This window comes from Polyangiaceae bacterium, from assembly GCA_020633235.1.
GTDB lineage: Bacteria > Myxococcota_A > Polyangia > Polyangiales > Polyangiaceae > JACKEA01.
Map to the genome: position 1 here is coordinate 91,582 of JACKEA010000011.1, position 13,138 is coordinate 104,719.

The 13,138-nt window shown below is 66.5% G+C and carries 16 protein-coding genes; 5 read left to right on the top strand and 11 right to left on the bottom strand.

The window, feature by feature from the left end:
- Positions 1-279: 279 nt before the first annotated feature.
- From H6717_41375 to H6717_41385, 3 genes are all read right to left on the bottom strand, one after another.
- Entirely contained in the window at positions 280-795 is a 516-nt protein-coding gene (locus tag H6717_41375; GenBank protein ID MCB9583558.1) for a helix-turn-helix transcriptional regulator, read from the bottom strand.
- Positions 796-1,079: 284 nt separating this feature from the next.
- Positions 1,080-2,636, bottom strand: a complete 1,557-nt coding sequence (locus tag H6717_41380; GenBank protein MCB9583559.1) for a hypothetical protein — start codon at positions 2,634-2,636, stop codon at positions 1,080-1,082.
- 101 nt (positions 2,637-2,737) lie between these two features.
- Complete coding sequence (locus H6717_41385) at positions 2,738-3,262, bottom strand: hypothetical protein (GenBank protein ID MCB9583560.1); 525 nt, start codon at positions 3,260-3,262, stop codon at positions 2,738-2,740.
- A 191-nt stretch (positions 3,263-3,453) separates the two neighbouring features.
- Here H6717_41385 and H6717_41390 point away from each other — a divergent pair, with 191 nt between their 5' ends.
- The 4 genes from H6717_41390 to H6717_41405 all read left to right on the top strand — a co-directional run bounded on the left by H6717_41390 (position 3,454) and on the right by H6717_41405 (position 6,733).
- Complete coding sequence (locus tag H6717_41390; protein ID MCB9583561.1) at positions 3,454-4,254, top strand: hypothetical protein; 801 nt, start codon at positions 3,454-3,456, stop codon at positions 4,252-4,254.
- Positions 4,251-5,084, top strand: a complete 834-nt coding sequence (locus tag H6717_41395) for a hypothetical protein (protein MCB9583562.1) — start codon at positions 4,251-4,253, stop codon at positions 5,082-5,084. The genes H6717_41390 and H6717_41395 overlap by 4 nt, the downstream gene beginning before the upstream one ends.
- 76 nt (positions 5,085-5,160) lie before the next feature.
- The gene (locus H6717_41400) at positions 5,161-5,505 is read left to right on the top strand and encodes a GFA family protein (protein ID MCB9583563.1); all 345 of its coding nucleotides are present in this window, start codon (positions 5,161-5,163) and stop codon (positions 5,503-5,505) included.
- Between the two features lie 49 nt (positions 5,506-5,554).
- Positions 5,555-6,733, top strand: a complete 1,179-nt coding sequence (locus H6717_41405) for a hypothetical protein (GenBank protein MCB9583564.1) — start codon at positions 5,555-5,557, stop codon at positions 6,731-6,733.
- A 1-nt stretch (position 6,734) separates the two neighbouring features.
- On the opposite strand, the gene H6717_41410 is transcribed toward H6717_41405, so the two are convergent.
- Genes H6717_41410 through H6717_41445 form a run of 8 tightly spaced genes read right to left on the bottom strand, consistent with a single transcriptional unit; the run spans position 6,735 to position 12,242 of the window.
- Positions 6,735-6,938, bottom strand: coding sequence for a hypothetical protein (locus tag H6717_41410; protein MCB9583565.1), 204 nt, complete (start codon positions 6,936-6,938; stop codon positions 6,735-6,737).
- Positions 6,939-6,959: 21 nt separating this feature from the next.
- Positions 6,960-7,463, bottom strand: a complete 504-nt coding sequence (locus H6717_41415; GenBank protein MCB9583566.1) for a hypothetical protein — start codon at positions 7,461-7,463, stop codon at positions 6,960-6,962.
- Positions 7,464-7,472: 9 nt separating this feature from the next.
- Complete coding sequence (locus H6717_41420; GenBank protein MCB9583567.1) at positions 7,473-7,982, bottom strand: CoA-binding protein; 510 nt, start codon at positions 7,980-7,982, stop codon at positions 7,473-7,475.
- Positions 7,983-8,013: 31 nt separating this feature from the next.
- Positions 8,014-8,496, bottom strand: a complete 483-nt coding sequence (locus H6717_41425; protein ID MCB9583568.1) for a hypothetical protein — start codon at positions 8,494-8,496, stop codon at positions 8,014-8,016.
- 37 nt (positions 8,497-8,533) lie between these two features.
- Positions 8,534-10,051, bottom strand: a complete 1,518-nt coding sequence (locus tag H6717_41430) for a glycosyltransferase (GenBank protein MCB9583569.1) — start codon at positions 10,049-10,051, stop codon at positions 8,534-8,536.
- A 45-nt stretch (positions 10,052-10,096) separates the two neighbouring features.
- A complete protein-coding gene (locus H6717_41435; GenBank protein MCB9583570.1) occupies positions 10,097-11,101 on the bottom strand; it encodes an NADP-dependent oxidoreductase in 1,005 nt (334 codons plus the stop codon).
- Complete coding sequence (locus tag H6717_41440) at positions 11,098-11,649, bottom strand: VTT domain-containing protein (protein MCB9583571.1); 552 nt, start codon at positions 11,647-11,649, stop codon at positions 11,098-11,100. The genes H6717_41435 and H6717_41440 overlap by 4 nt, the downstream gene beginning before the upstream one ends.
- A complete protein-coding gene (locus tag H6717_41445) occupies positions 11,646-12,242 on the bottom strand; it encodes a TetR family transcriptional regulator (protein ID MCB9583572.1) in 597 nt (198 codons plus the stop codon). The genes H6717_41440 and H6717_41445 overlap by 4 nt, the downstream gene beginning before the upstream one ends.
- A 57-nt stretch (positions 12,243-12,299) precedes the next feature.
- Here H6717_41445 and H6717_41450 point away from each other — a divergent pair, with 57 nt between their 5' ends.
- The gene (locus tag H6717_41450) at positions 12,300-13,073 is read left to right on the top strand and encodes a hypothetical protein (protein MCB9583573.1); all 774 of its coding nucleotides are present in this window, start codon (positions 12,300-12,302) and stop codon (positions 13,071-13,073) included.
- Positions 13,074-13,138: the final 65 nt, after the last annotated feature.

Sequence of the window (13,138 nt, forward strand, 5' to 3'; positions counted from 1 at the left end):
TCTTGCGCCTGCCATCCCAATCGTCGCTAGCTACGCCTCGACGCTCGCGGGACACGCAGCCGCTAGCGTCCCGCCAACTCGACAACGATGGGGCAGTGGCGACTCAGGCTCTGGTGCCGGAGTCCTGGCAAGCACCCGGTACAAGTCGGACGCTGGTCGAAACGTAGTACCGCCTGTGAAGCAGAGCGAGCCCCCGACCCTCGTCCGCAAGTTTTTCGACGACGATGCCCTCACGTGGGCGATCGACCCGTTGCTCAAGGCTGACGACAACTACAACCGTCAGACCAAGAAGATCCTCCGCATGCAGAAGCGTCTTCGAGCCGCCGCCTGCGACGAGGCGTTCAGCAGGTACTTGAAGCTGGAGGAGGCGGTCAACGCCCGCTTCGGCGACGCGCTCGTTGTTGTTGCCCGCTGGGCTTTCCGGGCGGGCCTGCACTCCGGACGGCGGCAGCGGTGATCAGCTTGATTGCCCGGACGAGATCGTCGATGGCCGCGTCGTCCCAGCCTCGGACCATGGCCAGTAGGCGGGCCTGTGCGGGACCGAGCCGCTGCGGCTTGTCGGCAAGCCTTCCTCGCGACAAGATCGGATTCGTTGGCGCCGACCGCCGCTGCCAATCTCACCAGAAGGTCGTGGCTCGGAGAGAACCGCGCTCTCTCTATCCTGCTGACGGTCGCGTCGGTGACATCGGCCAGCTCCGCGAGCCGGGCCTGGGTCAGCCCGGCCTCGCCGCGAAGGCGCCGGAGTAGCGATCCCAGTGAACGCGTTGCCGCTCGTGACGGCGCCGGTCGGCTCACAGCCAGACGGACCACGAGCTTGCACTCTCGCCACAGGCGGAGGTGTTCGGGGGGCAGCCGGGTGCTCACGACGCCACCTGGCGTTGGAGGTCCTGGTTCGGCACGCCGACGTGCGAGTGCGGAGGCGTCTCCGCGCTCTTCCGCGTTGGCGATGCCTATGACAAACACCGAGCTCTCAGCATCAGCCGAGAGCTCGCTTGCCCAAACCGTGAGCTCTTCGCGCTGGCGTCGCGACCCAGGGTGGCGTCGCCTTCGCCACCCTGCGCGCCAAGGCCGTGTGAAGGCTACTTCTCGAACCAGATCGGTCCGGAGATGATCACGTCGCCGTCCTGCTGGTTGGCGATGGCTACCACATAGGTCTTCTTGGTGACGTTCAGCGGGAAGCTCACCGTGCAGGGATTCTTGCCGGCGCACTTCTTGGTGGCGAGGAGCTTCTGTCCCGGGCCGTACAGCTTCACCGGGCCGAAGCCGTCCTTGGCCTGCTTGTCCGTGAGCGTGACGGTGATCTTGCTGTCGCCAAAGCCGTGGAGCTTCGAGCCCATCCAGCACACGCCGTCCGCCACCATCTCGATGCGGGAAGTGTCGTCGTTGGTGGCCGCGGTGCGGTTGGCGAGCACGGCGCTGCGCACGGTTCCGCGGGTGAGCTTTGCCGCCCACAAGAGTGTGGCGTTCGAGGTGTCTCCCCAGCCGCCGTGATGGTTGTCCTCGTTCCACGAGGGCGACACCAGCCAGCCGTGATCCAGCGCCGTGAAGTAGGCCTTCAGCTTGTCCGGGAAGCTGCCGTGGCCGTTGAACTCCATCAGCCGGACCTTGTCCTCGGCCACCGGATAGAACGCGTAGTTCTTGAAGGTGCCGGGCCACGGCGGATGGTTGAACTGCCCGACGCACTGCTTGCAGTCCGCCATGGACTGATAGATGCCGGGGATGTTCGCCTTGGGGTTGAAGAACTTGTCGGGGAACAGGGTGTTGAAGTGGCCAATGCCCTTGGCGCCTTCGAACACCGTCTTCTCCCAACCGCAGCCGGCCACGAAGGTTTCGGAGTTGTACTTGTTCGCTGCGGCCTTGCAGCCCGCCCACTCGGCGGGAGTGATGCCGTTGCGGTGATCCGAAAGCCACAAGAAGTCGAAGGGCGGCTTCGTCACCTGGCTCGCGTGCTTGAAAGCTTGAAGCGGCGTGCCTTGACCGTCGGAGATGTGCGTGTGGGCGTGCAGTCCGCCGTAGTAGAACTTGAAGTCGCCCTGCACGCAGCCTTTGCGCTGACAAGTGCCGCAGTCCTTTGCACACGACTTGCAGTCTTCGTCTGCGTCGCAGGTGCCGTCGCCGCAGGTGGCGCACACGCCGCAGTCGTCCTCGCAGCTGTCGCAGGTTTCCCCGGCGTCGCACGTGCCATTGCCGCAGCTATCGCAAGCGCCGCAGTCGGCCGAGCACGACTCGCAGGTCTCCGTTTCGGAGCAGGTGCCGTCGCCGCAGCCCTCGCACACGCCGCAATCGTCAGCGCAGTTGGTGCAGTTCTCGCCCGAGGTGGCAGCGCACATTCCGTCCCCGCACACCGAACACGCGCCGCAGTCTTCCGCACAGGACTCGCACGACTCGAGCCCGGTCTCCAGCTCGCAAGTGCCGTTGCCGCACACGGGGCACTCGCCGCAGTCGGCCGGGCAGTTCTCACACACCTCGTCGTCGTCGTGGCTGCACACGCCGTCGCCGCAGGTAGCGGGTATGTAGCGGTCGCTCGCCGCTTCCGGCGCGCTGCTGGAGCAACCTCCGGAGGTGCTCGCCACCGATACGACCAGGGCCACCACGCCGAGCAATGCAGCGACGGGGAAGTTCCGGATCCGAGCCATCCGATCCGTAACAGCAAGCCATGTGCCAGCGAAGAGATCAGCGAAGTGCGGGGGTATTCGCGCGCGCCGCCAACCCGGGGTTGGCACTTCGGCGTTGCACCTCAGCCCGCCGCTTCCACCAGGTACTCGAAGTAGCCGTGGGCGGGCTCGTGCTTGTCGAGGGTCACACGGACCTTCTGGTCCGCGGCAGACATCACGCCCTCGAGGGCACCGAGCCAGGAGCTCGCCCAGGTAAGTCCCTCGGAGTGCTTCGGCGGAAATCCGTCGTGAATGAAGCGCGCCTGATCCATGCCCTCGAGCTCGACCCGCAGCTCGCCCGACCCTCGAATGGCGTAGCGCATGCTGACGGGCACGCCTCGCAAGATCCCGAGGGAGCTCTTTCCGAAGGTCTTCAACGCCATCTTGAAGGCCTTGCCGAACAGGAGCGGGTTCTGCAGGGAGGTCATGGTGCGATCACGCCAGAACTGCTGGTACCGCGTATCTCCCAAGGCGCCGTAGGCGGCCTCCAGCAAGTCCATGTGCACTGCCAGAGGCAGCCAGCGAATGGGCAGCGACGCTTCCAGGTCCTTGAGGTGTTCCCGACGCATGCTCGCGCGGATCTCGCCAACGGTGGAATCGGGGAGCATCGCGATCCCCTTCCACACGTGCTGCGTCCACGCCGCTCTGCACTCCGGTCCCGCCATTCCAAGCCCGCCTCGCGTGATAGTAGATGATTGTGCCAGGGCAGCCACCCCTGCCGGGTACAGCGACTGGCGTCCGTCATGGCGGTTTCCGCGGCGGACCAACAAATGGGAGCCGCTGATGTTAGCGTCGAAAGGTGGAAGCCGACGCTCTCGGTCTCGAGCCTTATGTGATCGCCACCGCGCCTCTGCTCCGGCGCATCGACGACAGCCCCCTCGGTGTGCGGCTCTCGAAGGACCGCTTCTACGATCCCACGCGGCGGCGCAGCGAGGCGTTCGTGGATCTCATCGATCGCGTGGACGTGATGACCTTCGGCCCGCTGGGCATGCGCATGCCGCGCTGGGCGATCTACGACTGCGCGGAGCTGCCGGGGGCCATCGTTGGGCTCGGGGGTAGCCACGACAAGCTGCCGGAACCGCTGCGCTCGGAGATAGCGCCGGCGGAGTTCGTGCCCTTCACCATGTGCATGGCCACGCCCATGGTCGCGGAAGGTCATTGGCTCGTGTACTCGATCTCGTCCCTGCTGGAGCTGGTGCCGAACTTCGACACCGTGGCAACTTCCGCAGAGACGTTGGCCATCGCCCTGGCCATGCTGCGGGTGAAGCGCGCCACGGGTACGATTCAATGGGGCTCGCATCGGCTCGCGGCGCAGACGCGTTTCGGGCCTCTCGCGGTGCGCGCGGCGTGGGTGCCGGCGCACACTCATCCGGCCACGTGTGTCTTCGAGTGGGCCGTGGACGACGCCTCGCAAGAGCAGGCACTGAAACCACCGCTGGCTTCACCGGACGACGCGTTCCCCGTGGACGAAGCGGATCACCCTGCGCTGCAGCGGCTGCAAGCGCGCATCGAGGGTGGAGAAGAGTTGGAGCTCACGGGAGTGACGCCGGCCGCCGTGGGTCGTGCGCCACGGGCGCTGGTGCGCTGGAGGACGGCATGACCCTGCTTTCACCGCAGAATCCGCGTCTCCTCGAGCGGCTCTCGCCCTTCGTGGTGGCCACGGCGGAGCACCAAGAGCATTTCGACCTGCGTCCCTTCGGCCTGGAGATCCAGCAGCGCTTCGATCCGTTGAAGAGCGCTTCGGGCCCGTTCCTCGAGCTGCTTCGTCATCTGGACGGCGCCACCTTCGGACCCGAGGGCATGCCCATGCCGCGCTGGGTGTTCTTCGATGGCGCGGAGCTGCCGGGAGGCATCGTGGGCTTTGGAGCCAACGAGGCAGATCTGCTGCCGAGCACTCGGGAAGCCATGAAGGTAAAGAGCGGCTCCGGTCAGTTCGTGCCCCTCGCCATGTTCATCGCCATCCCCACGCACGAGCAGGGCATCTGGATGGCGCACAATCTCGCCAGCATGGCGCCGCAGCTTCCGGAAGAGGGGCTGGCCGGTCTCGGTGGGCTCACCAAGGCCGTGGGTCTCAAGACGTATCGCGCGCGCCGGCAGATCGGCGCCACGCAATGGAACTCGAGCGCGCTCTCCATCCACACGCGCCTGGGTCCCCTCGAGCTGCTCAGCGCTTGGACTCCCGCCCACAGTGAAGCCTGGACGCTGACCTACGGCGTGACGCTCAGCGATGCCGTGCTCAAGAACCTCGCCCGGGACGCCGACGGCGAGGTCGAGCGTCCGGCCGTGTGGAAGTGGATCGACTCGGAAGATCACGTGAGCCAACGCGAGCTGCAGGCGCGCATCGAAGCGGGAGAGCGCTTGTGCATCGCGAACAAGCCGGAGATCTTGGGCGCCGATCACCTGCGCGTTCCCGTTGCCCGCCTGCTCTGATTTTGTTTGTCGGGGCGCCGCGGCCACACCGTTGACGGCATTCCGGACGGCTGGTAGCTCGCGCCTCATGGCCAAGATCCGCTACGAAGGGCGCTGCCATTGCGGCAAACTCCGCTTCGCTTTTCGGAGCGAGCCCATCACGACGGGGAAGCGATGCAATTGTTCCATCTGCAAGCGCAAGGGCGCGGTCATGTCGTCGACGTATTTCCCGGCAGAGGACTTCGAACCGATCGAGAACGTGGAGGAGCTGTCGGACTACCGCTGGGGTGACCACGACGTGAACCATCTGTTCTGCAAGACCTGCGGCATCTACCCGTATCATGGGGACGACGGCTTCGGTTATCGCGTGAATCTCGGCTGCGTGGACGCCATCGACGTGATGTCCCTGGACGTGGGCATTATCGACGGCAAGAGCCTGTAAGGAAACGTCTCACCCCGGCGTTGGTCTGACGATGCGACTTCATTGCTGCGTGCTTCCGTTGCTCGTGTCTTGCGCCTCGCCTCCGCCACCTAGACCTCCCGAGCCTCTGCGCCCTCCACCCCCTCCGCTGCAGCAAGCGGCGAAGCCGCCGCCAGCGGTGGTGGTGGCAGAGCCGGAGCCGGTCTTTGATGTCACCGACGCAGCGCTTCGCGACGAAGACACCAGCGGGGTCGAGATCACGCTGTTTGCCAAGGACGCCGGCACCGTCACCATGTCCAAGAAGCACACCTACGTGGTGGTGCACCGGCGGAAGGAGCTCGAGCTTCGGGCTGGAGGCCAGAGTCGGCCGATCCCCGTGCGCGCCAGCACCCGCGTGCGGATCAGCGACGACGAGAAGCACCTGCTCGTCGCCGACGAAAACTGGAACTTGCGCGTCTTCTCTCTGCCGAGCGGGGCGCTGGAGCGCGAGATCCCGAGGGTGCGGGTGTACGACGTCGCCGGCAACACGCTCGTGTATCGCACGAGCCAGTGCGAACTCTACTCCGTGTCCCTATCCGCGCTGGCTCGCCCGAAGAGCCTGGGCAAGGACTGTGGCACGGTGCTCGGTTTGGACCCGGAGGCGGGGAGAGCTCTTCTGGGCGAGTCCTCCGAGCTCCAGGCGATGCACTCACGAGGCTACGCAAACGTCGACCTCTTGCAGCTGGACGGTGGTCGGCGAGACGAAATCGTCAAGGCCGCGAACGCGATGAGCTTCCTCTCCAACGTGAGCGTGGCTCGAGACCTCTCGCGCCTTTGCTACGTGATGGACCAACAGGTGAACTGCACGGCGACCGTTCAGCCGGAGCTCGTCGTGCTTCGAAGCGATCCGGCATACAGCGAGCCGTTGTTCGATCCTTCTGGGACGAAGGTTGCCTACCTCACTCGCACCAAGCTCGGGGCGCCGGAGCACCTCGTCGTGGGCAGCGCCGTCAGCGGGGAGACGAGAGATCTGATGGTGACGGAGCACGAGTGGTGGGAGTTCTTGCCGGGAAGCATGCGCCTCGTCGGGCATGGTGGCCTGCGGCGCTTCGCCGTGGTGGACCTGCGACAAGGCTGGAAGATGGAGCTGGGAAGGCCGGGCGAGGAATACGAGGGGCTGGCGATGGTACCCGGGGATCCGACGCGCTTCTTCATCGGACGAGAGCGCGGCAACACGCGCGACGTGTATCTGGTGGAGCTCGGACGCTGAATCAGCGCCAGAAGCTGGCCACGTCGAGAGGAACGGCGTCGAACGGGTCGCCAACGCGGCTTCCGACGGAGCGAATGATGCGCTGGTGCGGACCCCGAGGGCGGGTCATCGTGTACAGCACGCCCTCGATGATCTCGCCCTTGATGTCCCGGGGTAGGGCGTCGAGGTCCTCGAGCGTCGGCGCCTTCGCTGCGGGATCCGTCACGAAGCAAAGGTAGCACGGCCCTCACACGTGCATTGCGTCTTCGGGCAGGTCGAGCGCGCTGGTGACGACCTTGGCGAGGGCGTGTGTTTGATCCGCACCCAACCGCTGGCCGACGTACGCCGTGCCGTACACCATGGCCGTGAGCCCGAGGCCCAAGGGTAGTGCCCACAGCGCCCACAGCGGCTGATCCAGGAGCCACTGGGAGAACGCGAAGAACATCGCGAAGATGGAGCTGATGGCGACGATGGCATAGAGCGCGATCAGCATGGTCCACACCTGGGGCGTCGGTCCGACACGACCGTAGATCACGGTGCCGCGCTCGTGCTCCGACAGCTGCAGACTGAGCTGGGGCGACCAGAAATGCTGTTTGTCCGCGATCACCGTGACCTCGATGCACTCGCCCAAGATGCTGCCCTTGCACTCGCGGTCGTGCTCGGCCATGCACGCGCGAAAGCGGGAGAGCACCTCGCTCGGCGGCAGGTCCACCACGAATTCGATCTTGGGGCGAACGCGGGGCCGACGCATCGGGGCGGATCAGACCAGCTCGCGGCGCCGGGCGTTCGGATCCAACTGCGGCGGCTTGCCGTAGCCGCCGGTCAGCTTGAGCAGAACGGTGTGGGCGCGGCAGGCCGGTACCTGGTCCGCCAGAAAATGCACTGGGCAGCGACCGATCTCGACGACTTCCATCTCGAGCTCGGCTGCGCGCTCGACCGCTTCGCGATGACCGGAGCCGAAGCTGAACCACACGCGCTTGCAGCCCGCGTCCCGGGCTACGTCCACCGCGTGGCGCGCGCTCTTGGGCTTCACCCAGATCACGGCGAGGTCTCCGCGGTCGTCCGGCAAGTCCTCCACTTTGGTGTACACCTTGCCACCCTTGGTGCCGCCGCGAGATTCCGTCAGGCCACCGAGGTCCAAAGCGTAGAACTTCACACCGGTCTTGGTGTAGTTGTTGTAGCTCTGCGCCGGAAAGCGCCCCTGAGAAGAGTCGCCGATGACGACGAAGCCGTGGGCGTTGCGGATGACCGTCTCTAGGGGGTGAGCCATGCGGCTGCTGAGCGTATCACCACCGCGGCCGTTAGAGGTCGGCGCCCGCTTTGAGGGCCTTGCTGTCGCACTCGATGCGCCGGAAGCCCAGCGCCTTGGCCGAACCGTGCTCGGCGCCGCCCAGGAAGTTCTCGAGCAAAAAGCGCGTGCAAGCGCTGCCTTTGACCACGAGCTTGTCACCATCGGCCACGACGGCGTCGGCCTTTTTGCCCTTTGCATCCAGCGCTCGCTGGTACTGCGAAGCGAACGCCGGTCGCGCTGCACCGGCGAGGGACTCGCGCTCCTTCGCGTCCTTCGCCGCTCCGAGCAACGCCTCTGCGGTCTTCGGATCACAGTCGTCGCCGACGAGGCACGCCGAGCGCGCGGCGCGCACCCGCTGATCGGGCGTCATCGCAGCATACTTGGCGCCCAGATCCGGTGCGGCTGCGGACGCCGCGGGGGTGGGAGAGGGCTCCTTCTTGTCGCAGGCGGCGACGCTAGCGAGGCAGACCAACGGGACAATCCAGCGCTTCACCCGAAGAGGGTTTCACGGTCGTCGCCGCACAGCAAGATCAGCGCGACGACGGCGGGAACTTGCTCGGCCTCGGCGGAGTGAGGCTGCCGCGATCCACGGCGGCGGCGAGCGTTCGGAGCCAACGGCGGAGCTGGGAGAAGATCAGGAACTCGTCGTACACGCGGCGCTGGCCGTGGCGGCCCCAGTCGGCGCGGCCGACCGGGTCGTTCAGCATCTCCACCAGCGCGGTGGCAATGACGGCGGGATCCGATGCGTCGTGGTGCAGCCGGCCATCGATGCCGTCGCGGATCTGCTGGCGTATGCCACACGCCGGCGAGCCGAGCACGGGCACGCCTTTGAGCATCGGCTCCGTGACCGTCAAGCCGAAGCCCTCACGAACGGAGTTCTGAACGACGATGGACGAGCAGCTCTGCAGCGCGTTCACCATCAGGGCGTTTTCTCGTGTCGACCCCATCGGCAACGACAGCATGACCACGTCCTTCTGCACGTCCTTGGGCAAGGCCACGTAGCCCTGGATCAGCTCTTCGAGTACGTCCTTGGCTTCGGGATCGTCCGCCACGGCGGCCGGCTCGGGACCGGCGAGCACCAGGCGACACAACGAGAAGCGACGTTTCTGCACCTCCGACAGCTCTTCCAGGGCGGGGTACTGCTGCTTGAGCTGAGTGAAGGCGTCCAGCAGCGGCTTCCAGCCCTTCAGGCGATCCCAGCGAGAGATCTGCGTGACCGTGGGTCGGAACAGGAGCCCGATTTCGTCGGGTTGCACCGCGGGTCCGAAGCTGCCGTCCGGCTGGAGTCGCAGCGCGGGCTTGGCGAAGGGGCCGGGCAGCACCGGGTTGTGCTGGAGCATCAGTCCGGCGTTGCACAGGATGCCCGTGAGGCGGTGCGCCGAGAGCGGTCGGTTCTTGTTCGTGAGCGGGTCGAGGGCGGGAGTGATGAGAGAGGAGCGCCCCGCCAGGAAGTGCGGAATGTATTCCGGCGCGGTGAAGACGCCGTGGTCGTACTCGTGCAGGTACGGCTCGAGCAGCTTCCAGGCGGCTTGCGTCTGCGCATTCTCCTCGTCCAGACCAATGTGGCAGCGCCAGATGGCGACGACGTCTTGACTCTGGCGAATGCGGGCGCCCATGGCCGCAGGTTGTGGGTCGTGCACCACCAGCACGTCGCCCGGAGCGAGGCGTGGGCCGAGCTCGGCTGCGAGCTCCTTGCCGACGGTCTCGTACAGGGCGCGGTCGTCCGCGCTGAAGCTGGGGGCGCCGGCGCCGTGAATGGCGTTGTGCAGACGCTTGGTGAGATCGAAGAACTCCGTACGTTCCGTGCCGATGACGCACCAACGGGTCTGGAGGCCCAGCTCGTTGAGCAACGCGACCTGTCTCGGCAGCATTTCTGCGACGCCGCCCCCTTTGGCGGTGGAGTTCACCATCCACACGGTGCGTCCGGAGAGCGCCTTCACGAGGGGCTCTGCTTCCCGGCGCAGCTCGTCGACGGCTCGCGACAGATGCGCGTAGGCTTCGTAGTCCTCCAGGCGGTGACCTGGCTTCACCTCGACGTCTTCGATCACACCACGCTCCTTTGCTACATGAAGGAGCATAACGCATGGGGCGACTCAGCTCGCGACGGCGAGGACCACCTTTCCGTGGCAATGCCCGCCCTCCACGCGGCGATGCGCTTCCGCTGCCTGCTCCAGAGGCAACACGCTGTCGATCACCGGTCGGAGTGCACCCGCTTCCACGAGCTCCGCGATGCGCGTCAGCGTCTCTCCACTGGGAGCCCGTGACATCGGCACGAAGCGCACATTTTTCGACAAACGAGCGCGGATCACGAAGCTTGCGATCTGAGTCAGCGCGTACGCCATGCCCAGCGCGGGGCCGAACCGCTTGGCGGCTTCCGGCAGTCCGGTCGTCAGGCCGATGATGCGACCACCGCGCTGAACCGTGGTGAGCTCGCGCCGCCAGTGAGCGGGACCGAGGCTGTCGACGATCATTTCTGCTCCGCGAGCCACGTCTTCATAACGCTCTGCGCCGTAGTCGATGATCACGTCGGCGCCGAGCTCTCGCACTCGCTCCACGTTGCCTCGACTGCAGGTGGCCAGCACCTCCGCACCAAAGTGCTTCGCGATCTGAATCGCTACCGAGCCCACGCCGCCGGCGCCGGCCTGGATCAGCACCCGTTCGCCCTGCCGCAGGTGGCCGCGGGTGACGAGCGCGTCCCAAGCGGTGAGCGCCACCAGCGGTAGTGATGCGGCTTGCTCGTGCGTCAGGGACGCGGGCTTGCGGGCGAGCTCGCTCTCGCTCACCACGGCGAGCTCGGCGTAGCTTCCCATGCGGTGGTGATTCGGTGAGGCGAACACGGCGTCTCCGACGCGGAAGCGCGTCACGTCCTTGCCTACGGCGCTCACGACGCCGGAGAGGTCCATCCCCGGGACGACGGGAAATCGGGGGCGGATGATGGCGCGGTGGCTGCCGCCGCGGATCTTGCAGTCCACCGGATTGACGGCGGCTGCGTGCACCGCCACCAACACCTCCCGGGGACCGGGGACCGGTGCTGGTACGTCTGCCAGCTGGAGCACGTCCGCGGGGCCATAGCTCGTGAATCGAATTGCTTTCATCATCCGAAGATCCATCCCACCCCACAGCTGACGAGGGCGATGCAAGGGGCCAACCCGAGCGCGGAGCCGACCACGTAGTCTCGAGTGCGAATGCCGGTGAAGGCGAGGGCGTAACCCAGAGGCGGAGACAGCCACAGCACCAGCCGAAGGAGCACCACGCTTCGGACCGGGTGCACTTCCACTCGGTCCAACAGGCGCGCCAGCCAGCGCCAACGGGGCCGAAAGCTGCGCTCGCCCGTGCCGCGGGCGCGGCGCGTGAGCACGAAGGGCACCGTGACGGCGACCACGGCGGCGCCATAGGCCAAGGCAAAACCGAACACCGGACCCCAGGCCGTACGTGCCGCGACCACGAAGGCCGTGCCCGGAAGATGCAAGAGCTGCCCCGCAGCGAAGGCCGCCACGAATACCGGAGCTGCCCAGATCCCGAGCGAGCGGATCCAAGCACCAATCACGTCAGGCCGCAGTTGGCCGGTGCGGTGCAGCGCGATGCCGCCGGCGAGCAGCCCCGCGAGCACGATCACGAGCAGCGTGGTGCGTAGGCGCGGGCTCACGCGGCCTCCAGTGTGTGTGTCGCCACATCCACGAGATACGCCTCGATGGCGGCATTCGCGTCGCCCGTCTCTTCCGCGAACAGCGACAGCTCGCTCTTCGGAGCCACGGCAAAGCGCGTGATCAGGATCCCGATGCCCACGAGTGGAATGCGCTTGCCATAGTCGCGGGGCGCGAGCAGTTCGGTAGCGCTGCCCAGGAGCATCCGCTGCGCCTTGCGCACCCGGTCCTGCGCGATGGGAGAGCTCTCGTAAACGAAGGCGCGAAGCAGGAAGCGACTGCGGTCGGGCTTGGCGCGCGCGGCGCGAAAGGCGTGACGGACGGCGTCTTGAACCGGGCACTTGGAGCGCGCGACCACCCCAGCGATCTCCGCGCCGATCGCCGAAAGCTCCGCGAACGCCTGATCGAGGCAGGTGGCGTACAGCTCGTCCTTGGTTCCGAAGTAGTGGTGGACGGCTGCGAAGGTGACCCCCGCCGCTGTGGCGATCTCCCGCACTGTGCAACCATCGAGGCCGTGCTGACCAAACGCGGCGGTGGCAGCCGTCAGGATGTGGCGGCGTGTCGCGTCGGCGTCGGCATTGGCGGGGCGGGCCATGGCGGGCAGGAACTTATCCACTGATAAATTAGTGTCAAGGGGCATACTGAGAACGTCGTGTTCGTCGTCGCCTTGACCCGATTTTCTCCCGCGGGCCCCCTGGAGGGGGAGGTGGGCGCTCTTGCTCCGGTGCTCGGAGTCGGTGCCTACGAGCTGCGTTTGTCGCTGGCGGCCACGCCGCCGGTGGTGCTGTGGACGGGCAACGAGCTGGACGCCGCCAAGAGCGTCCTCGCGCTGCTCCGCGGCCGTGGCCACGGCGCCGTCGCCTGCGACGCTGCGAGCGTGGCTTCCTCCGACGCGATGGCGTCACCCCGGAGCTTCAGCTTCACCCCCGATGGCCTCGACGACTTCCGCTACGCCGACATGCTGGCGCTCTTGGTCGCTACGCACGTACGGCACGAGGAGACGAACGAACAGCACACGGAGAAGAAACTGAGCTTGAGCCGAGCGGCCCTCAGCGGCGGGCTGGTGCTCAGCAAGAAGTCCACCGTGAGCAAGCAGTCGAGCAGCGAGGAGCGCGAGCCGGTGCTGTACGTGATGCACCGGAGCGGGAGTGGCCACCTACTGCTGCGCGCCGGCTCTCTTCGCTACACCGGGCTCGGAGAGCGCATCGGTCGCACCGTTCACGAGAACTTCCAGATCCTGGTGACGCTACTGAGAGAACGCGCGCCCAAGGCTCTCTTCGACGACCGCCTGCAGAAACCGCGGCGCGGTTCGCTGCTCGCCGTCTCCGGCACCAGCCGGGAGCGGAACATCGTCAGCAGCAACGAGGCGGAGACGGACCTGGCGGCGCACCTCTTGACCGTGGCGGCGCTGCAGGGCCAGGTCTAATTCTCTGCGGATTGTGGTGGGGTGTTTTGCGACACGCCGTCGGCGATTGACTGAACCGCCATTGG

What these genes read in the sequence shown, in the direction of transcription:
- H6717_41380 (MCB9583559.1), bottom strand. Translation starts at nt 2,636, where the DNA reads ATGGCTCGGATCCGGAACTTCCCCGTCGCTGCATTGCTCGGCGTGGTG.
- H6717_41385 (MCB9583560.1), bottom strand. Translation starts at nt 3,262, where the DNA reads ATGCTCCCCGATTCCACCGTTGGCGAGATCCGCGCGAGCATGCGTCGG.
- H6717_41395 (MCB9583562.1), top strand. Translation starts at nt 4,251, where the DNA reads ATGACCCTGCTTTCACCGCAGAATCCGCGTCTCCTCGAGCGGCTCTCG.
- H6717_41415 (MCB9583566.1), bottom strand. Translation starts at nt 7,463, where the DNA reads ATGCGTCGGCCCCGCGTTCGCCCCAAGATCGAATTCGTGGTGGACCTG.
- H6717_41420 (MCB9583567.1), bottom strand. Translation starts at nt 7,982, where the DNA reads ATGGCTCACCCCCTAGAGACGGTCATCCGCAACGCCCACGGCTTCGTC.
- H6717_41435 (MCB9583570.1), bottom strand. Translation starts at nt 11,101, where the DNA reads ATGATGAAAGCAATTCGATTCACGAGCTATGGCCCCGCGGACGTGCTC.
- H6717_41445 (MCB9583572.1), bottom strand. Translation starts at nt 12,242, where the DNA reads ATGGCCCGCCCCGCCAATGCCGACGCCGACGCGACACGCCGCCACATC.